This window comes from Chromobacterium haemolyticum DSM 19808 (assembly GCF_000711885.1).
GTDB classification, from domain to species: Bacteria; Pseudomonadota; Gammaproteobacteria; order Burkholderiales; family Chromobacteriaceae; genus Chromobacterium; species Chromobacterium haemolyticum.
The window spans coordinates 48,205-67,666 of the sequence record NZ_JONK01000025.1 but is presented as its reverse complement, the minus strand read 5'-3'; the positions used below and the strand labels follow the sequence as shown (position 1 = coordinate 67,666).

16 protein-coding genes are annotated in these 19,462 nt (G+C 65.6%); all 16 read left to right on the top strand.

What is annotated here, in order from left to right; all coding sequences use genetic code 11:
• Window positions 1-107: 107 nt before the first annotated feature.
• The 16 genes from BR71_RS14390 (at window position 108) to BR71_RS14315 (ending at window position 19,440) form a co-directional block, all read left to right on the top strand.
• The gene (locus tag BR71_RS14390; RefSeq protein WP_425265946.1) at window positions 108-965 is read left to right on the top strand and encodes a dipeptidase; all 858 of its coding nucleotides are present in this window, start codon (window positions 108-110) and stop codon (window positions 963-965) included.
• 164 nt (window positions 966-1,129) lie between these two features.
• Window positions 1,130-2,191, top strand: coding sequence for an HAD family hydrolase (locus tag BR71_RS14385; protein ID WP_043638771.1), 1,062 nt, complete (start codon window positions 1,130-1,132; stop codon window positions 2,189-2,191).
• A 358-nt stretch (window positions 2,192-2,549) separates the two neighbouring features.
• Entirely contained in the window at window positions 2,550-3,398 is an 849-nt protein-coding gene (locus BR71_RS14380; protein WP_043638766.1) for a glycine betaine ABC transporter substrate-binding protein, read from the top strand.
• 323 nt (window positions 3,399-3,721) lie between these two features.
• Window positions 3,722-4,255: a DUF5943 domain-containing protein gene (locus tag BR71_RS14375; RefSeq protein WP_043638763.1), complete on the top strand. Its 534-nt coding sequence runs from the start codon at window positions 3,722-3,724 to the stop codon at window positions 4,253-4,255.
• 13 nt (window positions 4,256-4,268) lie between these two features.
• Entirely contained in the window at window positions 4,269-6,329 is a 2,061-nt protein-coding gene (locus tag BR71_RS14370; protein WP_043638760.1) for an NADH:flavin oxidoreductase, read from the top strand.
• 1 nt (window position 6,330) lies between these two features.
• Window positions 6,331-8,274 carry a DUF3483 domain-containing protein gene (locus BR71_RS14365; RefSeq protein ID WP_081862672.1) on the top strand — a complete coding sequence of 648 codons (1,944 nt, stop codon included), beginning with the start codon at window positions 6,331-6,333 and terminating at the stop codon, window positions 8,272-8,274.
• Window positions 8,271-9,368 carry an electron transfer flavoprotein subunit alpha/FixB family protein gene (locus tag BR71_RS14360; protein WP_156038990.1) on the top strand — a complete coding sequence of 366 codons (1,098 nt, stop codon included), beginning with the start codon at window positions 8,271-8,273 and terminating at the stop codon, window positions 9,366-9,368. Before BR71_RS14365 ends, BR71_RS14360 begins: the two co-directional genes overlap by 4 nt.
• Window positions 9,365-10,138, top strand: coding sequence for a hypothetical protein (locus BR71_RS14355; RefSeq protein WP_052370589.1), 774 nt, complete (start codon window positions 9,365-9,367; stop codon window positions 10,136-10,138). The genes BR71_RS14360 and BR71_RS14355 overlap by 4 nt, the downstream gene beginning before the upstream one ends.
• A gap of 27 nt (window positions 10,139-10,165) precedes the next feature.
• Window positions 10,166-11,452 carry an aromatic ring-hydroxylating oxygenase subunit alpha gene (locus tag BR71_RS14350; RefSeq protein ID WP_043638757.1) on the top strand — a complete coding sequence of 429 codons (1,287 nt, stop codon included), beginning with the start codon at window positions 10,166-10,168 and terminating at the stop codon, window positions 11,450-11,452.
• Window positions 11,445-12,560 carry an FAD-binding oxidoreductase gene (locus tag BR71_RS14345; protein ID WP_043638830.1) on the top strand — a complete coding sequence of 372 codons (1,116 nt, stop codon included), beginning with the start codon at window positions 11,445-11,447 and terminating at the stop codon, window positions 12,558-12,560. Before BR71_RS14350 ends, BR71_RS14345 begins: the two co-directional genes overlap by 8 nt.
• Window positions 12,561-13,036: 476 nt before the next feature.
• A complete protein-coding gene (locus BR71_RS14340) occupies window positions 13,037-14,083 on the top strand; it encodes a quaternary amine ABC transporter ATP-binding protein (protein WP_043638749.1) in 1,047 nt (348 codons plus the stop codon).
• 79 nt (window positions 14,084-14,162) lie between these two features.
• On the top strand, window positions 14,163-15,026 hold the full coding sequence (locus BR71_RS14335; RefSeq protein ID WP_043638739.1) for an ABC transporter permease: 864 nt from the start codon (window positions 14,163-14,165) through the stop codon (window positions 15,024-15,026).
• Between the two features lie 175 nt (window positions 15,027-15,201).
• A complete protein-coding gene (locus BR71_RS14330) occupies window positions 15,202-16,188 on the top strand; it encodes a GlxA family transcriptional regulator (RefSeq protein WP_043638736.1) in 987 nt (328 codons plus the stop codon).
• 211 nt (window positions 16,189-16,399) lie between these two features.
• Window positions 16,400-17,338: a choline ABC transporter substrate-binding protein gene (locus BR71_RS14325; protein ID WP_043638733.1), complete on the top strand. Its 939-nt coding sequence runs from the start codon at window positions 16,400-16,402 to the stop codon at window positions 17,336-17,338.
• A gap of 265 nt (window positions 17,339-17,603) precedes the next feature.
• A complete protein-coding gene (gene fdhA / locus BR71_RS14320) occupies window positions 17,604-18,797 on the top strand; it encodes a formaldehyde dehydrogenase, glutathione-independent (RefSeq protein WP_043638730.1) in 1,194 nt (397 codons plus the stop codon).
• Between the two features lie 19 nt (window positions 18,798-18,816).
• Window positions 18,817-19,440, top strand: a complete 624-nt coding sequence (locus BR71_RS14315) for a hypothetical protein (protein ID WP_043638727.1) — start codon at window positions 18,817-18,819, stop codon at window positions 19,438-19,440.
• Window positions 19,441-19,462 lie beyond the last annotated feature (22 nt).

Sequence of the window (19,462 nt, the reverse complement as noted above, 5' to 3'; positions counted from 1 at the left end):
GATTTGCACACAGACGCGTTGGTGATAGACGGGCTGATCATCGCCAAATGGGGGCGGCCGGTATTCGAGGACATGCGTCGTGGCGGCTTGAGCGCCGCCAATTGACCGTGTCGGTGTGGGAGGGCTTTCATGACACCGTGAACAATATCGCCGAAATGAAAGGGTTGATCCGTGAGCACGGCGATCTCTTGACCTTGGTGCGCGGCGTCGAGGATATCCGTCGCGCCAAGGCGGAGGGGCGCACCGGCGTCATCCTGGGCTTTCAGAATGCCCATGCCTTCGAAGACAGGCTGGAGTCTATCGAAGCCTTCGCCGATATGGGCGTGCGCGTGGTGCAACTGTGCTACAACACGCAAAACCTGATCGGTACCGGCTGTTACGAGCGGGATGGCGGCTTGTCCGGCTTCGGCCGCGAAGTCATTGCGGAAATGAACCGCGTCGGCATCATGGTGGACCTATCCCACGTAGGCGGCCTCACCTCGCGCGAGGCCATTCTGGAATCGAAAAAGCCGGTCTGCTATTCCCATTGCCTGCCCTCCGGCCTCAAGCCGCATCCGCGCAACAAGAGCGACGAGGAACTGCGCTTCATCGCCGATCACGGCGGCTTCATCGGCGTCACCATGTTTCCTCCCTTCCTGCGCCGCGGCATCGCCGCCACCGTGGACGACTACGTGGAAGCGATGGATTACGTGATCGCGCGGGTGGGCGAAGACTGCGTCGGTTACGGCACCGACTTCACCCAGGGCTACGATCAGGCTTTTTTCGACTGGATCACCCACGACAAAGGCCGGTATCGCCGACTGACCGATTTCGGCACCATCCTCAACCCGGAAGGCATTCGCACCATAGGTGAAACGCCTAATCTGACAGCGGCGATGCAGAGGGCCGGCTGGTCCGAGAGCAAGATTCGCAAAGTGCTGGGGGAGAACTGGTTGAGGGTGTTCGGCGAGGTATGGGGGGCTTAGAACCTGTTTATGCTCTCGCGAGCAAGGGCGAGACAAGGCGAAAACGGCTGAGAAAGCGGAAGGGTGTACTCAGGGTGCATGACCCTTTCGAAGAGGTTTTCAAGGCCCTATCTCCGCAGCGAAACAGATCGTAAACAGGTTCTAAAGCGCATTCAGGAGGGTTTATGAAGCAACTTAAAGTGTTGGCGACGTTGTTGTTGTCGCTCGTGTTTTGGGCCAGGCCGGCCGCGGCGGAGACAGAGCTGAAGCATTGGCCGCCCAAAATCGCGGAGCGGCTGAACTCCATGATCAAGGCCAATGCTCATAAGGGCGAATACGCGGTGTTCGATATGGACAACACCAGCTACCGCTACGATCTGGAAGAAGCGCTGCTGCCTTATATGGAGGCCAAGGGCTTGCTGAGCCGAGAGCGGCTGGACCCGTCGTTGAAGCTGATCCCCTTCCGCGACGAGCCGGGCCGGCTGGAAAGCCTGTACAGCTACTATTTGCGGCTGTGCGAAATCGACGAATTGATCTGCTACCCCTGGGCCGCGCAAGTGTTTTCCGGGCTGACGCTGCGCCAACTCAAGACACAGGTGGACGCCCTGATGGCCAGCGGCTCCCCGGTGCCCGTCAGGTATTTTCATCAGGGCAAGGTGGTGGAGGGCAGCGTGCCGGCGCCGCGCGTGTTCACCGGCATGGTCGAGCTTTACACCAAGCTGCAGGAGAACGGCATCGCGGTCTACGTGATGACCGCGGCCAGCGAAGAACTGGTGCGCATGGTGGCCAGCGACCCGCGTTATGGCTACCAGGTGCCGCCGCAGAACGTGTTGGGCATCAACCTGTTGCTGAAGGACCGAAGCAGCGGCGAGCTCACCACCTCGCGTTTGCAGATCAAGCGCGGCGGCTATGAGCCGGAACGCAATTTGGACCTGGAGCTGACCCCTTATCTGATGAACCCGATGACCTGGTACGAGGGCAAGGCCGGGACCATCCTGGGCTGGATAGACCAATGGCGCAAGCCGGTGCTGGTGGCTGGCGACACGCCGCAGTCCGATGGCTACATGCTGCTGAACAGCACCGATACGGCCAAGGACGGCTTGCGGCTCTGGGTTGACCGCAAAGCGGGTTATTGGGATCGGATCCGGAACTGGAGCCGCGAAGCGGCCAAGCAGCAGCGCAAGTTGGGCCAGCCGGCAACGGCGGACCGCAACTGGCTGGTGGTGAGGCCGGAGCAGATTCAATGAGCGCTTGAAGACGCCGAATGGGGCGCATGGGCATTCTCACGCCGGCTTCAGGCGGCATCGCCGAAGCGCAACGGATTTTGAGCGGGGATTTACGATCTCGCGAGCTAAGAGCCGCTAACAAAACCGCGCAGCGCACCTGAGCCAAGGCGCGCCGACGCAGGCAGTACAAGTAGTACGGCAAGGAGGCGCAACGCAGGATCAGGGGTTTTGTTAGCGGGTCTAAGGCGAGACAAAGCGAAAACGGCTGAGAAAGCGGAGTGTACACGTGTAGTACATGAGCATTTTGAGCTTGTACTCACCATGTAAGGCCCCACAACGCGCAGCAGATCGTGAACAGGTTCTAAGGGAGGAAACAAATATGTTGAGGCAATGGTGCTGCATCCTACTGCTGCTCTTGTGTGCGCCGGCCCACGCGATCGAGGCCACGCCCGGCAAACCAGCGATCAAGATCGGCTATGTCGAAGGCTGGGCGGACAGCGTGGTCACCACCCAAGTGGCTGCCCAGATTATTCGCGGTCGGCTGGGCCACCCGGTGGAACTGATGCCGGTAGCCGCCGGCATCATGTGGCAGGGCGTGGCGCGCGGAGATCTGGACGCCACGTTGTCGGCCTGGTTGCCGGTGACGCAGGGCGCGTATTACCGGCAGTTCAAGGACAAGGTGCTGGACTTGGGGCCTAATTACGCCGACGCGCGCATTGGCCTGGTCGTGCCGGACTATGTCGACGCCCGCTCCATCGGCGATCTCAACGCCGCCCGCGCGGCGTACCAGGGGCGCATCGTCGGCATAGACGCCGGCGCCGGAGTCATGCAAAAGGCCGAGGCGGCGATCAAGGCCTACCGGCTGAATTTTGCGCTGATGCCCAGTTCCGGGCCGGGCATGACGGCGGAGCTGGCGCGCGCGATCAGCGCCCGCAAGCCCATCGTGGTGACCGGCTGGGTACCGCACTGGATATTCGCCAAATGGAAGCTGCGCTTTCTCGACGATCCGCAAAAAGTGTTTGGAGAGGCCGAACACGTCAACAATGTGGTCCATCCCGGCCTGAGCGCCAAGGCGCCGCGGGTGCTGGCCTTCCTGCAGCGCTTCCGCTGGCGGCCGGAAGAGATCGGCCCGCTGATGCTGGCGGTGGAGACCGGCGCCAAGCCCGCCGCCGCGGCGGCATCCTGGATTAGGGCCCATCCGGAGCGGGTGGCGGAGTGGGCGCCCTGAGTCATCGTGTGTTCAATACTCTTCCTCGCCTTGGCGGACCGCGGTCCGCCTTTTTTGCGACCGCGCCGCGCGGTGTCGGCAATGGGCAAAAACCGGTCGCGCCGAGGGGGCCGGCTTGGGATGACCTGCGGCAACATGCCGGCAATGGCGGGCTGTGCCCGGCTTGCTCGGAGCCTGTTCAAAGTCTCGCGGGCAAGAGCGAGACAAGGCGCAAACCACTGAGAAAGCGAGATATATGTTTGGTATATCAGCGTTTCGAAGTCGTTTCCAACGCCGTATCGCCGAACCGTAGCAGGCTTTGAACAGGTTTCCAGGAGAACGGCATGCAACCGCAACTTCCCATCGATGTGGACCCCGACAGCGGCGTCTGGCGCACCAATGGCCTGCCCATGTTGTATGTGCCGCGTCATTTCTTCATCAACAACCACCTGGCCATGGAGGCCGCGCTGGGCCGTTACCCGTACGCGGACGCGCTCTACCAGGCCGGACATCGTTCCGCCCACTACTGGTGCGCCAGCGAAGCGGCCACCCACGGGCTGACCGGTCTGGCGGTGTTCGAGCACTATCTGAGCCGGCTGTCTTTGCGCGGCTGGGGCCGCTTCCGCTTTTTGGAGGCGGATGTAGCTAGCGGCAATGCCCACATCCGGCTGGACCACTCCTGCTTCGTGCTGGCCCAGGGCGAGGCCGGCGCGCCGCAAAGCGAGCACATGGCCTGCTATCTCTTCGCCGGCTGGTTCGCCGGAGCGATGGACTGGGTGGGGGAAAGTCTGGGGCGCGACTACCGCACCGTCAGCCGCGAAAGCCAGTGCGCTGGGCAGGGCGCGCCGTATTGCGCGTTTTCGGTCCACCCTTTGTAACCAGGAGCCGGCCATGTCTTACCCGCATTTGTTCGAACCCATCACCCTGAACCGGCTGACCTTGCGTAACCGCATCGTGAGCACCGCCCACGCCGAGGTCTACGCCGAAGCCGGCGGCCTGCCGGGCGAGCGCTACATCCGCTACTACGAAGAAAAAGCCAAGGGCGGTTTGGCGCTGGCGATTTGCGGCGGCTCCAGTCCGGTGTCCATCGACAGCCCGCAGGGCTGGTGGAAATCGGTGAACCTGACCAGCGATGCGGTGATAGAACCGCTGGCGCGGCTGGCGGAAGCCATGCACCGCCACGGCGCCAAGATCATGATCCAGGCTACCCACATGGGGCGGCGCTCCAGCTTTCAGGGCGAGCACTGGCCGCATCTGCTCAGCCCCTCCGGCGTGCGCGAGCCGGTGCACCGCGGCAACGCCAAGATCATGGAGGTGGAGGACATTCGTCGCGTGATCGCGGACTTCGCGCTGGCGGCGCGGCGGGTCAAGGCCGCAGGCCTGGACGGCATCGAGATCGCCGCCGCCCACCAGCACTTGATCGACCAGTTCTGGAGCCCGCGCACCAATCAGCGCGACGACGAATGGGGCGGCAGCCTGGAAAACCGGCTGCGCTTCGGCATGGAGGTGCTGCAAGCGGTGCGCGCCGAGGTGGGCGCGGACTTCTGCGTCGGTCTGCGCATGAGCGGCGATGAATTCCACGAAGACGGCCTTAGTCACGACATGCTCAAGGAGATTGCCGCCGCCATGTCCGAAACCGGGCTGATCGACTATCTGTCGGTGATAGGCTCCGGCGCGGACACCCACAACAGCCTGGCCAACTGCATGCCGCCGATGGCGCTGCCGCCCGAGCCTTTCGTGCACCTGGCCGCCGGCATCAAATCGGTGTCCAAGGTGCCGGTGATGCACGCGCAGAGCATACGCGATCCAGTGCAGGCGGAGCGCATCCTGGCCGCCGGCATGGTGGACATGGTGGGCATGACCCGCGCCCACATGGCCGACCCGTATTTGGTGATCAAGATCCGCGACGGCAAGGAAGACCAGATCCGCCAGTGCGTGGGCGCCAATTACTGCATAGACCGCCAGTACTACGGCCAGGATGTGCTGTGCATCCAGAACGCCGCCACCAGCCGCGAGTCCACCATGCCCCATCTTATCTCGCGGGCGGCGCGGCAGCGCCGGGTAGTGGTGGTGGGCGCGGGGCCGGCCGGGCTGGAGGCGGCGCGGGTGGCGCGCGAGCGCGGGCACGAGGTGGTGCTGTTCGAGAGGCAGCCGCAGGTGGGCGGTCAGATCCTGCTGGCGGCGCGCGCGCCGCAGCGCGAACAAATGGCCGGCATCGTGCGCTGGCTGGACATGGAAACCCAGCGCCTGGGCGTGGACCGCCGGCTGAGCACGACAGCGGACCGCTCCATGATCATGGACGAACGGCCGGATATCGTGGTACTGGCCACCGGCGGCCGGCCGCATACCGGCCAGGTGCCGGCCTGGGGCGTGGCGGAGGGGCTGGCCGTCGGCAGCTGGGATATCTTGTCCGGCCAGGTGGAGCCGGCTCGCAACGTGCTGGTTTACGACGCGCTGGGCACCCACGCCGGCTTCGGCGTCGCCGACTATTTGGCCAGCCGCGGCAGCACGGTGGAAATCGCCACGCCGGACGTGAAGGTGGGCGACGACACCGGCGGCACCACCTTTCCTATCTTCTACCGCCGCCTGTACGCCCAAGGCATCATCCCCACCCCCAATGTCTGGCTGGAGGGGGTGTACGCCGAAGGCGACAAGAAAATCGCCGTGCTGCGCAACGAATACACCGAAGCGCTGGAAGAGCGGGCGGTGGACCAGGTGGTGATAGACAACGGCGTTCTGCCGGACGACGCCCTGTACGGGCAACTGAAGCCCTTGTCGCGAAACCGCGGTCAGACCGATGTGCGGGCGTTGTTCGCCGCCGAGCCGCAGCCCTGTCTGGACTGGCCGCTCGCGGCCAGGGAATTCCTGCTGTTCCGCGTAGGCGACTGCGTCTCCATGCACAACATCCACGGCGCGCTCTACGACGCTCTGCGGCTGGCCAAGGATTTCTGACATGAGTTTCCCCTACCTCCTTAGCGGCCTGTTCTGGTTGGGCGCGCTGCTGCTGAGCGCTGGCCTGCTTCGGCGCGCGGGGTTGTGGCGGCGAGGGCGTGCCGCTCCGGCATCCTGGCGCGGCCTGCTGGCCGCGCCCAAGCGTTACTTCATGGACCTGCACCGCGTGGTGGCCCGCGATCCGGCCGCGGCGCGGGCCCATGTGGCGGCGGCTGGCGGCGGGACGGCGGCGCTGTTGCTGATCGCGCTCAATTACGGCCTGCTGCTGCATCAGCGCTGGCTGGACCTGCTGCTGGCGGCGGCGGCCGTTCTGATGTTGATCGGCGCGGCCTTGATGCGCGCGCGCCGCCGCGCGCCGCCGGCCCGGCTGTCTCAGGGAGAATGGCAGCTGTTGCCGGCCCGGCTGGCCTGTTTCGCGTTGGGCGCGCTGCTGGCCGCAGTCTTGGCCGGCGGCGACGTCTGGTTGAGCGCCGCAGGGCAAGGGCTGGCCGCCGTCGCTTTGTCACTGCTGGCGTTGGGCGGCGCGGAACTGGCTCTGGGCATAGGCCTGGGCCGGCCGATGAAACACGCGGTGGCCGGTTTGCTGCACCTGGCCTTCCACCCGCGCGCCGAGCGTTTCGTCGGCAAGTCCGCCGATCTGAAGCCCTTGAACCTGGCCGCCGGCGAGCTGGGCGCGGCGCGGGCGGTCGATTTCGCCTGGAACCGGCTGCTGTCCTTCGACGCTTGCGTGCAATGCGGCAAATGCGAAGCCGCCTGTCCCGCCTTTGCCGCCGGCCAGCCGCTCAACCCCAAGCGCCTGATCCAGGACCTGGTGACGGCCATGGGCGGCGGCGGTCCGGCTTACGCCGGCAGCCCGCATCCGGGCCGGCCGGCGACCGTGGCCGCGGGCGCGGATGGGGAGATCGTCGGCGGCGTGTTGGAGGCGGATACCTTATGGTCCTGTACCACTTGTCGCGCTTGCGTGGAAAACTGCCCGATGTTGATCGAACATGTCGACGCGGTGATCGACCTGCGCCGACACCTGACCCTGACGCGGGGCGAGCTGCCGGGCAAGGGTGCGGCGGCGCTGGCTAATCTGCGGCATACCGACACCGTCGGCGGTCATCCGCTGCGCGCCCGCTACCACTGGGCGACAGACCTGGATCTACCGCTGCTGCGCGAAGGGGAGTCGGTCGATTGGCTGCTGCTGGCGGGCGAGGGCGCTTTCGACATGCGCTACCAGCGCGCTTTGCGCGCCTTGCTGACCGTGCTCAAGGCCGCCGGTCTGCGCGTCGCGGCATTGGGCGAAGCCGAGCGCGATTGCGGCGATCTGGCGCGCCGGCTGGGCGACGAGGCGGGCTTTCAGCGGCTGGCGCTGGCCAATATCGCCACGCTGGGGCGCTATCGTTTTGCCCGCATCGTCACGCCGGACCCGCATGTTTTTCACTGTCTGGCCAATGAGTACCCGGCGCTGGGCGGACATTACGAAGTCTGGCATCACAGCCGGCTGCTGGACCAGTTGCTGGAGACGCGCGCGCTTCGCGTGCGCTCTCGCGACTCGACGGAGCCGCTGAGCTATCACGACCCCTGTTACCTCGGCCGCTACAACGAGGGCTACGCCGCGCCGCGCCGCGTGCTGGCAGGCATCGGCATCCAGGTGGTGGAGATGAGCCGTTCCGGCCGCGACGCCCGCTGCTGCGGCTGGGGCGGCGGGGCGGCCTTTACCGACGTGCCGGGGTCGCGCCGGATTCCGGACATGCGCATGGACGACGTCCGAACTGCCGGCGCCGGCCGCGTCGTGGTGGCTTGCCCCAATTGCACCGCGATGCTTGAGGGCGTCAGCGGCGAGCGGGCGGAGGTGGTGGAATTGGCGGAACTGGTGGCGGAACGTCTGGATACCGGCCCAGAAACCGGGCAAGGGCGGGGCGCGGCGCCGCAAGGCCAGGCCGTGAAGGAGGAAGCATGAAGATGAAGCCAACCGCCTCGCGAGTGGACCCGCGCCGGCCCTGGATACTTTCGCCGGGCGGGCTCAAGCGCATTGTGCTGGGCGAGGACGGCGGCCTTCGCGAAGCGCCGCCGGCGAGCGCGGTCAAGCTCAAGCCGCTGCGTAGCGCTGGGCCGTTCGATGGACGGTTGTTGGTGGTGGCGCACGCCGAGCGCGGGCAGCTGGATGAAGCGGCGCGCGAGGCCATCGCCGCCGCCGCGCTGCTGGCCGGTCGGAGCGAGGAGGTGTTGGCGGTGCTGTTCGGCATGGAGGGGTGCGCCGACGCCGAACTGGCGGAACTGGCCTTGGATCGCGTCTTGACGCCGGCTGATCCGGGCTTTGCGCCGGAAGCCAAGCTGGCCTTGTTGCAGCGGCTGTGGCGGCGGGAGCAGCCGCGTCATGCCCTGTTCGCCGACCGCGGCGAGGACGCCGACCTGGGCCGGCGCTTCGCCTGCCGCGAGCGCCTGTCGGTGTTGACCGACGTTGTGGAAATCGCCGCCGACGGCGTGCGCCGCCGCCGGCCGGGTGCGGGCTTCAGCGTGCATCCGCGAGCCCAGGCGCTCTTGCTCGCGCGCGGCGTGGCCGATGTCCGTCTGCCCTTCGTCGGGCTGGGGGCGAGGCTGGCTTGCCGGTTGGAGGAGGCGGAGGAACGGGTGAGGGATCTGGGCTGCGTCGCCAGCCCTGCCTCGCAACTGGCGCTGGAAGAGGCGGACCTGATCCTGGCCGCTGGCAACGGGGTCAGCGATGTGCCGGCCTTTCTGCGGCTGGCGGAGTCCATGGGCGCGGCGGTGGGCGCCTCGCGGGTGGCCGTGGACGACGGACGCTTCCGTCGCGACCAGCAAGTGGGCGCCACCGGCCGCAGCGTGCAGGCCAGCGCCTATCTGGCGCTGGGCATCTCCGGCGCGGTGCAGCACCTGCAAGGCATCAAGGCTTGCCGCCATGTGATCGCAGTCAATCTGGACGCGGCCGCGCCCATGGTCAAGCGGGCGGACCTCAGCGTGATCGACGACTGCCAGTCCTTCATTCACGCCTTGCAAGCCTTGCTGGAGCTTGAGGGCAAGGAGATGGGGAAATGAGCGAGACGGTTTTCTCCGCCGCCGCTGCGGCGAAAACGGCGGTGCTGGTGGCTCCGGCGCCTCACCCGGTCAGCGGGCGGCCCTGCGCCGGCCCGGGCGATCTGGCAGCGCTGGCGCTGGCGCGCCGTCTGGGCCGCGCCTTCGTGGTATTGCACGCCGGCGACGCGGACAAGACGGCGCTGGCCGACTATCTGGCCCAGGGCGCGGCGGCCATCGCCGTGTTGCAGTTGCCGGCGGGCAGCGATCCGACGCCGGCATTGATCGCCGCGCTGGGCGATTTCGAACTGATTTTGTGCGGCGAACGCTCCGGGGGCGGCGAGGCGTCGGCGTTGCTGCCGTATCTATTGGCCGAAGGCCTGGACCGCCCGCTTTTGCCCGGAGTGCTGTCCTTGACGGAAGAGGGCGGAGAATGGCGGGCGTTGCAAGGCCTGACCAGGGGGCGGAGGCGACGGCTGGCGGCCCAGGCGCCGCTGCTGGCCAGCGTCAAGCCGGACGGCGCGGAGCCGCGCTGGTCCTGGGCCGGTTTGCAACGCGGCGTGGTGACGCGCCGCGCGGCGGAGGGGGGGGCCATGCCGGCGCCCAGGCTGGAGCCGGCGCAACGCGCCCGGGCGCTGGCGGCGCAGCGCGGCAGCGGCCTGGAGCGCCTGATGGGGGCGATTGCCGGCGACGACGCGGCGGCTGGAGGGCGCGTCGTAAAACAGGGAGATTCCGTCGAGAAAGCGCAAGCGGTGCTGGATTACCTGCGCCAACATCGGCTCGTCGATTTCTGAGCCGTCTGCCATTGAGAGGAGCGAGACATGTCCCATAGCGTCATTCCCTTCCCGGCTGCGACCACGGCCCCGCTGCGCGAACTGCTGGCCCGCCGCCGTCCCGGTTACAGTCTGGAGGCGCCGTTCTATCGCTCGCCGCAGGTGTTCGAGGCCGATCTTGAATACATTTTCCGCCGTCACTGGATCTATGTCGGCGTCAGCGCGGAAATACCCGAGCCGGGCGACTACCTGACCGTGGAGTTGGGGCGCGACCCCATCCTGATCCTGCGCGACGACGATATGGCCATTCGCGCCTTTCACAATGTCTGCCGCCACCGCGGCTCGCGGCTGTGCGCCGAGCGTCAGGGCTCGGTGGGCAATCTGGTCTGCCCCTACCATCAATGGACTTACGATCTGTCTGGCCGGTTGATCTTCGCTGACCATATGGAGGACGGCTTCGACCCGACGCATCACAGCCTCAAGCCGGTGGCGTTGAAAAACCTGGAAGGGCTGCTGTTCGTTTGCCTTGCCGAGCAGCCGCCGGAGGATATCGACGAGATGATGGAGCGGATGGCACCCTATATCGCGCCGCACCGCATCGACGAGTGCAAGGTGGCGGCCCAGGTGGACATCGTCGAGGCCGGCAACTGGAAGCTGACCATGGAGAACAACCGCGAGTGCTATCACTGCACCGCCAACCATCCGGAGCTGACCGTCTCGCTGTACGCCTACAGCTACGGCTTCGCGCCCCGGGCCGAGCAAGCCTCCGGGTTGGCCGACTACCAGCGCGTCGTCGCCGAGCACCACGCGCGCTGGGAGGCCGGCGGCTTGCCCTCGGTCGAGATCGAGCGCCTGTCCGAGGTGTCCGGCTTCCGCGCGATGCGCATGCCGCTGGACCGCAAGGGCCAGTCTCAGACCGTGGACACCGGCGCGGCCTGTCGCAAGCTGCTGGGCGATCTGAGCGATCCGGCGTCCGGCGGTCTGTCGTTCTGGACCCAGCCCAACTCCTGGCACCATTTCATGGCCGACCATATCGTCACCTTCACCGCCTTGCCGCTGTCGGTGGACAGCACGCTGGTGCGTACCACCTGGCTGGTGCACAAGGACGCGGTGGAAGGCGTGGACTATGAAGTGGACAACCTTACCAGGGTATGGAAGGCCACCAATCAGCAGGACCGTCGGCTGGTGGAGGAGTCGCAGTGCGGCATCAACGGCTCCGCCTATCGGCCCGGTCCTTATTCGCCGTATACCGAGTCCTTGGTGGAGAAATTCACTCAATGGTACACGCAGCGTCTGGGCGATGGCCTGGAGCGGGAACGGCGGGACCATGAATAGTGCGCCGCCGGTCAGCCTATTGGACACCCTTCCGCAAACCGCCGACCTGCCGCTGTGGCGCGCCGGCGAGGACGGCCTGCTCGTCTGCGTTCAGGCGCGAGAGGAAACTCACGATGTGAAAACCTTCGTGTTCCGCGCCGAACCGCCGCGCCGTTTCCATTACTTGCCCGGCCAGTTCATCACGCTGGAACTGGACATCAACGGAGTTGCGGTCAACCGCTGTTACACGCTGTCGTCCACGCCCACCCGGCCGGACCGGGTGTCCATCACCGTCAAACGCATTCCCGGCGGCGTCGCTTCCTCTTGGCTGCATGAGCATCTGCGGCCGGAAATGGCGCTACGGGTATTGGGGCCAGCCGGCGAGTTCAGCTATGCGCGCCACCCTGGTTCGCCCTATCTCTTTCTGTCCGCAGGCAGCGGCATCACCCCGCTGATGTCGATGACCCGGGCGTTGACCGACCTGGCCTCCGGCGCCGACATCCTGTTTGTACACAGCGCGCGCTCTCCGCGCGACATCGTGTTTCGCAAGGAACTGAGCCTGCTGGCCAGCATCCATCCCACCTTCAGCCAGGCGGTGATTTGCGAACACCGGGCGGGCGAACCGGATTGGGCCGGCCTGATTGGCCGGTTGGATCGGACGCTGATTGAGCGCATGGCGCCGGACTTGCTCGCGCGCCAGGTGTTCTGCTGCGGTCCCGCGCCCTATATGGCCGGGGTGCGGGAGCTGCTGAAACTGTGCGGTTTCGACATGAGCCGTTATCACGAGGAAAGCTTCAATTTCGCCGAGCTCAGCGCCGCGCCGCCGGAAGAAGGAGGGTGGACGCCGCAGCCCAGCGTCGAGAGCCGCGGTTTCAATGTGCGCTTCGCCAAAACGGGTGACGATTTGTCGGTGGCGCCGGGACAGACCGTGCTGGCGGCCGCGTTGGCCAAGGGCATGCGTCTGCCTGCGTCCTGCACCCGCGGCGTGTGCGGCAGTTGCAAGAGCCGCCTGCTGGAAGGCCGGGTGGACATGAGGCATCAGGGAGGCATCCGGCCGCGCGAAGTGGAGCAGGGTTATTTCCTGCCTTGCTGCAGCTTGCCGCTGACCGATCTGGTGGTGGATCGCTGAGCGTCTGCCCAAAGTCTCGCGAGCCGCGGCGAAACAAGGCGAGAGCAAGCTAAAAAGCGGGGTGCACAAGCGATATTGCGCGTTTTGAGTGTGTTTTCAACAGGGCGCCATTGAAGCGCGGCAGCCTTTGACAGGTCTGAGCGCGCGTCCGTCGCCTCCCTGTCCTCCACGCCTGCCCGGCCGGGGCGGGCGTTTTTGTTTTCAACGCCGTATCCCGCGAAGCGCGGCAAGCTTTGAGCAGGTTCTAACGGCGGATTGCGGTTTTTTTACGACACCGGCCAGCCGGGCTGGAGACGAAAGCCGGCACTGGAGCCGGCGGCCAGGCCTATGCCAGCCGGTTTTGCGCGCGGATGTCGGATTTGAGCGGCTTGATGTCGGAATACCGTTACTTGGCGAGGCCCTTCCTTTCTATCTTGAACCTTGATTTGCGTTAAACATTGTTCGAATTGTCGGCGGTCGCGCCGAAGGGAGCCGGGATGCAAACGATCAAGGTCGAGGTCAGCCACCTCTACAAGGTGTTCGGCGGCAAGCCGGCGGAAGTGATGTCCTTACTGCGGGCCGGCGAGAACAAGGACGAAGTGTTTCGGCGCACCGGGGCGGTGGTGGGCGTTAACGACGTATCGTTCTCGGTGCGCGCAGGTGAAATCTTCGTGTTGATGGGCTTGTCCGGCTCCGGAAAATCCACGCTGATTCGCCTGATCAACCGCTTGCTGGAGCCGAGCGCCGGCCAGATCCGGCTGGACGGCCAGGACCTGACCCGGCTGTCGCCCAAGCAATTGGTGGCCTTGCGCCGCCGCGACATGAGCATGGTGTTCCAGAGCTTTGCGCTGATGCCGCACCGCACGGTGCTGGACAACGCCGCCTTTGGCCTGGAAGTGGCTGGTCTCGGGCGCAAGGCCCGCGAGGCGCGGGCGCGGGAAGTGCTGGAGCAAGTGGGGTTGGCCGACTTTGCCGGCAAGTATCCGCATCAACTCTCCGGCGGCATGCAGCAGCGGGTGGGCCTGGTGCGCGCGCTGGCGGTCAATCCTTCGCTGATCCTGATGGACGAGGCCTTTTCAGCGCTGGACCCGCTCAAGCGCGCGGAGTTGCAGGACTTGCTGCTGCAATTGCAGCGCGAGCAGCGCCGCACCATCGTCTTCGTCTCCCATGATCTGGAAGAGGCGCTGCGCATCGGTAGCCGTATCGCCATCATGGAGGGCGGGCGGCTGGTGCAGGTGGGCAGCCCGCGCGAAATCATTGAATGTCCGGCCGACGACTATGTGCGCAACTTCTTCAAAAGCGTGGACACCTCGCGCTATCTGCAGGCCAAGGACCTGATAGAAGCCGCGCCGCCGCCGCGCCTGGCTGCCGCGTCGCACGTGGAGCCGTCCTGTAGCCTGTCCGATGTGCTGTTGCGGCTTCAAGCACAGGCCGAACCGCTGCAGGTGCGGGACGACGACGGCCGCTGCCTGGGCGTAATCACCACCAGCAGCGTGCTCAGCAAGTTGTCCCAGCACCGCCCAAGCGCGGCCTCCCACCACTGAACCCCCAACGGGCGTCGCCGGCGCGGGGGCGTGGCTCTCGCCGTCCCTGGCGCGCCCGGCGAGACGAGGAACACGCCGCATGTCCGACACCAGCCCCCAGGCTCCGCTGCCGATAGGCAGCTGGGTCAATCAGATCATCCATTTTCTGTTGGAAAACAATGCCGGCGCCTTCGACGCCGTCGGCGGCGGCATCGACTGGTTCGCTACTCTGGTGGAAGCGTTATTGCAGGGCGTGCCGCCATGGACGCTAGCCGGCTTATTCGCTGGCATCGGCCTGTGGCGTCTGGGCTGGAAGTTTGCCGTCTTCGTCTGCGCGGCGCTGGGCCTGATCTGGGCCACCGGCTTCTGGAGCCAGACCGTCGCCACGCTGGCTCTGACCCTGTCCGCCACCTGCGTCAGCCTAATGTTGGGCGTGCCGCTGGGCATCTGTTGCGCCCGCTGGCGGCTGGCCAACGCTCTGGTACGGCCGGCGCTGGACTTCATGCAGACCATGCCGGCTTTCGTTTATCTGATTCCCGCGGCAATGTTCTTCGGACTGGGGCGGGTGCCGGGCATCCTGGCCACCGTGGTGTTCGCGGTGCCGCCGGCGGTGCGCTTGACCAACCTGGGCATCCGCCAGGTGAATCGGGAGCAGGTGGAGGCTGGCAACGCCTTTGGCTGCACCTCGTGGCAATTGCTGTTCAAGGTCCAGTTGCCCATCGCGCTGCCGTCCATCATGGCCGGGGTCAATCAGACCATCATGATGGCGCTGTCCATGGTGATTATCGCCTCCATGGTGGGGGCCGGCGGCCTGGGCAACGATGTTCTGGCAAGCATCCAGAGGCTGGACGTCGGCCTCGGTTTCGAGAGCGGGCTGGCGGTGGTGCTGCTGGCCATCATCCTGGACCGGATCACAGAAAGTTTCGGCCGCGCGCCGGAAGGGGGCGCCGCGGCCGACGGCTGAGAGCCGGTTCACGATCTCGCTCTTGCTCGCGAGACTTTGAACAGGTTCTGGGAGCGGACAGGGCGTAAACAACGGACAAACAAGCACACACGCATGCGCGGCGATTTTCAAGGTCGGCTGCGAACCGTTTTGGAGCAGAACAACAATCCTCGCAACGCACACACTGGAGGTCGTGATGGGACCGCAACAGATCGCCTCGTTGTCGCATATCGCCTTTTTGCTGCTGGATCAGTTCTCAATGATCGCGTTCTCCAACGCGGTGGAGCCGCTGCGCATGGCCAATTACCTGTCGCGCAAGAAGCTGTATCGCTGGAGCTTGCTGTCCGCGGACGGCGAGCCGGTCAGCGCCAGCAACGGCCTGAGTCTGTCGCCGATCTCCGCGCCGGGCCATCCGCAGCAGTACGATATGCTGATCGTTTGTGGCGGCTGTCAGGTGCGCGAAGCAGCCACCGACAAGGTGCAGGCGCTGATCCGCCGTTTCGCGGCCCAGGGCGTGCCGCTGGGATCGATCTGCACCGGCACCTTCGCGCTGGCCCGGGCCGGGGTGCTGAACGGCTACCGCTGTGCCATCCATTGGGAAAACCTGCTGTCCATTAGTGAGGAATTCCCTCGCACCCAATTCACCTCGGACCTGTTTGTGCTGGACCGGGACCGCTTCACCTGTAGCGGCGGCACCGCGCCGCTGGACTTCATGTGTCATCTGATTCGCCACAAGGGCGGCAAGAGTCTGGCGGCCGATGTCTCGGTGCAATTCATCGTGGACCGGCTGCGCGACGATGGCGACCGCCAGCACATCCCGCTGCTGGCGCGCATCGGTACCGGACACGAGGCCTTGTTGGACGCCGCCTTGTCAATGGAGAGCAATATCGAGAACCCCCGCTCTCTGGAACATCTGGCGGCGGAGCTGGGCGTGTCGCTGCGCCATCTAGAGCGGCTGTTCAAGCGTTATCTGAGCACCACGCCGGCGCAATATTATCTGGACCTCCGCCTGCGGCGGGCGAGAGAGCTGCTGTTGCAAACCAATATGACCGTGATGGAAGTCACCGTGGCTTGCGGCTTCCTGTCTTCCTCGCATTTTTCCAAGTCCTACCGCGGGCTGTTCGGCTATCCGCCCAGCCGCGAGCGGCAGCAATACCTGGTGGCGGCCGGGGCCATCGCCTGAAAATCTCAAGGTCTGCGCCACTGCGTGAGACGTGGTACGGCGAGTGCTGCTTCAGACTATTCAGGCACAACATGAGCAGTCTGCTTCTTCAGCCGCAAGGCCCGGTCTTGCTCCGGCTTGCGAGACTTTGAACGGGATTAGTGAACCTGTTGGCGGCGCGGCAGCGGCCGCCGGGCGGACTCTCGCCATCATCGCTGCCCGGGAGGAAGGGATGAATCGATTCAAAGCAATGTCCGCGGCGCTGCTGCTGGCCGTCGCGGGCAGCGCGGCGGCTCTGGAGCCTGCCGCTTGCCGCAATGTGCGTTTCGCCGATGTGGGCTGGACGGACATCGCGGCCACCACCGGCATGGCCAGCGTGGTATTGGAGGCTTTGGGCTACCGCCCCAGCGTGACCATGGCCTCGGTGCCCGTCGCCTTCTCCGGGCTCAAGACCCGGCAGATCGACGTGTTCCTGGGGTATTGGAGCCCGTCGATGACGCCGCTGATCGAGCCCTATCTGAAAGCAGGCCAGATCAAAGTGCTGGCCGAGCCCAATCTGAGCGGCGCTAAATATACGCTGGCGGTGCCGGACTACGTGGCCGCCGCCGGCTTGCGCGATTTCAAGGACATCGCCCGCTTCAAGGCGCAACTGGACGGCAAGATCTACGGCATCGAAGCCGGCAACGACGGCAACCGCCTGATCGACGGCATGATCCGCAAGCAACAGTACGGGTTGGGCGGCTTCAAGCTTGTGGAATCCAGTGAGGCCGGCATGCTGGCCGAACTGGAGCGCGCGGAGCGGCGGAAGAAATGGATGGTGTTCCTGGCCTGGGAGCCGCACCCGATGAACGTCCAGCACAAGCTGCGCTATTTGTCCGGCGGCGACGCGGTGTTTGGTCCCAATTTCGGCGCGGCCAAGGTCTTCACCGCGCTGCCGCCGGATTACGAGGCGCGTTGCGCCAATGTCGGCCGCTTGTTGCGCAATCTGCGCTTCAGCACCGATATGGAAAACCAGGTGATGGGGCCGATCATGAACAAGGTCAGGCCGGAGACCGCGGCGCGGGAATATTTGAAAAAAAACCCGGCCGTGCTCACGAGCTGGCTGGCAGGGGTGAATACCTTCGACGGCCGGCCGGGGCTGCCTATCGTAAGCCAGGCGCTGGCGCGCTGACCGCCTGTTCAGAGTTTTGAGCAAGAGCGAGACAAGGCGAGAACGGCTGAGGAAGCGGGGATTAGAAGTGGCAAATGAGCAAAGCCGAAGCCGTTCTCAACGCCATATCGATGAAGCGCAACCGGCTTTGAACAGGTTCTGAGCCGATATGGCGCGTTTGATCGCAAAGGGGTCGCTTTGACTCAAGGCCGGCGCCGCTTTCTTTCCTAGCATCGGGAGCAGATGCCGCCGGATAACCCGCCGGCGTGGCTGCGAGGAGACGATGATGACAGGCAATCGCGGAGTGGTGTACCTGGCGCCGGGACAGGTGGAAGTGAAGTCCATACCTTTTCCGGAACTGGCGTCCCCGGCCGGGCGCAAGCTCGGCCATGGCGTCATTCTCAAGGTGCTGAGCACCAATATATGCGGTTCGGACCAGCATATGGTGCGCGGCCGCACCACGGCGCCTGCCGGTTTGGTGCTGGGACATGAAATCACCGGCGAGGTGATAGAGACAGGCGGCGATGTGGAAACGCTGCGCATCGGCGATCTCGTGTCGGTACCGTTCAACGTGGCTTGCGGACGCTGCCGCTGTTGCAAGGAGCAGCATACCGGCGTGTGCCTGTCGGTGAACCCGGCGCGGGCCGGCGGCGCTTACGGCTACGTCGACATGGGCGGCTGGGTGGGCGGCCAGGCCGAATACGTGATGGTGCCTTACGCCGACTTCAACCTGCTGAAATTTCCGGACCGGGACCAGGCGCTGGCCAAGATCCGCGACCTGACCTGCCTGTCCGACATTCTGCCCACCGGCTATCACGGCGCGGTATCGGCCGGCGTGGGGCCGGGCAGCACGGTCTACGTGGCCGGAGCGGGCCCGGTGGGCTTGGCGGCGGCGGCTTCCGCGCGCCTGCTGGGTGCGGCGGTGGTCATCGTCGGCGACGTCAATCCGGCGCGGCTGGCCCATGCTCGCGCCGTCGGCTTTGAAACCGCGGATCTATCGCAGGATGCGACGCTGGGCGAGCAGATCGCCGCCATCCTGGGTGTGCCGGAAGTGGATTGCGCGATCGACGCCGTCGGTTTCGAGGCGCGCGGGCACGGCCACGCCGGTTCGCGCCAGGAGGCCCCGGCCACCGTGCTCAACGCCTTGATGGAGGTGACGCGCGAGGCCGGTCGCATCGGCATTCCCGGGCTCTACGTGACCGACGACCCCGGCGCCGTGGACGAGGCGGCCAGGCAGGGCAGCTTGTCGGTGCGCTTTGGCCTGGGCTGGGCCAAGTCGCACAGCTTCTTCACGGGACAGACCCCGGTGATGAAGTACAACCGCGCGCTGATGCAGGCGATTTTGTGGGAGCGCATCAATATCGCCGAAGTGGTGGGGGTGGAGATCATCAGTCTGGACAACGCTCCCAAGGGCTATGCCGAATTCGATGGCGGCGCGCCGAAGAAATTCGTTATCGATCCGCATGGGCAGTTGCGCTAGGCTGCTTTGTTGGCTGGGGATGGGCGGCCTGGCCCTGGATGCGCAGGCCTGGGATCTGTCCGCGACCAGTCCGCTGCCCGGCGGCATTGCGCCCGGGCAGCGCATTGTGGCGCCTGGAGCCAACCTGGGCCCCGGGCTGCCCGAAACGTCGTTGACGAGCGGGGTTTCTCCGCCTGCCGACGAAGCCGCGCTGGACGCCGACATCTACCGGAGCGGCCTCTTGAGTCCCGAGGCGGTTCGGGCGCAGGCTAAATCCAGGCTCAGCGATATCAGCGCCAGCGAGCTGAGCGCTTATCGTCTCGAAGGCATCATCCCGCAGGGGCCGGGTCGGAGCGGGCCATGGAGCAGCTTCGACTGGGTGTTCACCCGGCCCGACGGCGTATTGCTGGTGTTGAGCGAATGGGCCTTTGTCGCCGACCGCGGCGGCGTGTTGGTGCTGCAGGAAGAAATGAACGCGACAGTGCGGGGCCATCCGGGCCGCTTCCAGCTCCGGAACACACGCTCCGGTAGGCGAGTGTCCGAGTTGAGCTGGGCCAGTCGACAAAAGCTTTACAGCCTCAAAGTATGGGACGAGGCCGGCCCAGATGCGCGGCAAACCTATAATTCAGCTTGGCTGCTGCGTTTGGCCGAGCAGATCAGATAAGCGACGCAGAAGACCCGTTCGC

Coding starts and splice junctions, on each gene's coding strand:
- BR71_RS14385 (WP_043638771.1), top strand. CDS start 1,130: ATGAAGCAACTTAAAGTGTTGGCGACGTTGTTGTTGTCGCTCGTGTTT.
- BR71_RS14380 (WP_043638766.1), top strand. CDS start 2,550: ATGTTGAGGCAATGGTGCTGCATCCTACTGCTGCTCTTGTGTGCGCCG.
- BR71_RS14375 (WP_043638763.1), top strand. CDS start 3,722: ATGCAACCGCAACTTCCCATCGATGTGGACCCCGACAGCGGCGTCTGG.
- BR71_RS14370 (WP_043638760.1), top strand. CDS start 4,269: ATGTCTTACCCGCATTTGTTCGAACCCATCACCCTGAACCGGCTGACC.
- BR71_RS14365 (WP_081862672.1), top strand. CDS start 6,331: ATGAGTTTCCCCTACCTCCTTAGCGGCCTGTTCTGGTTGGGCGCGCTG.
- BR71_RS14360 (WP_156038990.1), top strand. CDS start 8,271: ATGAAGATGAAGCCAACCGCCTCGCGAGTGGACCCGCGCCGGCCCTGG.
- BR71_RS14355 (WP_052370589.1), top strand. CDS start 9,365: ATGAGCGAGACGGTTTTCTCCGCCGCCGCTGCGGCGAAAACGGCGGTG.
- BR71_RS14350 (WP_043638757.1), top strand. CDS start 10,166: ATGTCCCATAGCGTCATTCCCTTCCCGGCTGCGACCACGGCCCCGCTG.
- BR71_RS14345 (WP_043638830.1), top strand. CDS start 11,445: ATGAATAGTGCGCCGCCGGTCAGCCTATTGGACACCCTTCCGCAAACC.
- BR71_RS14340 (WP_043638749.1), top strand. CDS start 13,037: ATGCAAACGATCAAGGTCGAGGTCAGCCACCTCTACAAGGTGTTCGGC.
- BR71_RS14335 (WP_043638739.1), top strand. CDS start 14,163: ATGTCCGACACCAGCCCCCAGGCTCCGCTGCCGATAGGCAGCTGGGTC.
- BR71_RS14330 (WP_043638736.1), top strand. CDS start 15,202: ATGGGACCGCAACAGATCGCCTCGTTGTCGCATATCGCCTTTTTGCTG.
- BR71_RS14325 (WP_043638733.1), top strand. CDS start 16,400: ATGAATCGATTCAAAGCAATGTCCGCGGCGCTGCTGCTGGCCGTCGCG.
- fdhA (WP_043638730.1), top strand. CDS start 17,604: ATGACAGGCAATCGCGGAGTGGTGTACCTGGCGCCGGGACAGGTGGAA.
- BR71_RS14315 (WP_043638727.1), top strand. CDS start 18,817: ATGGGCGGCCTGGCCCTGGATGCGCAGGCCTGGGATCTGTCCGCGACC.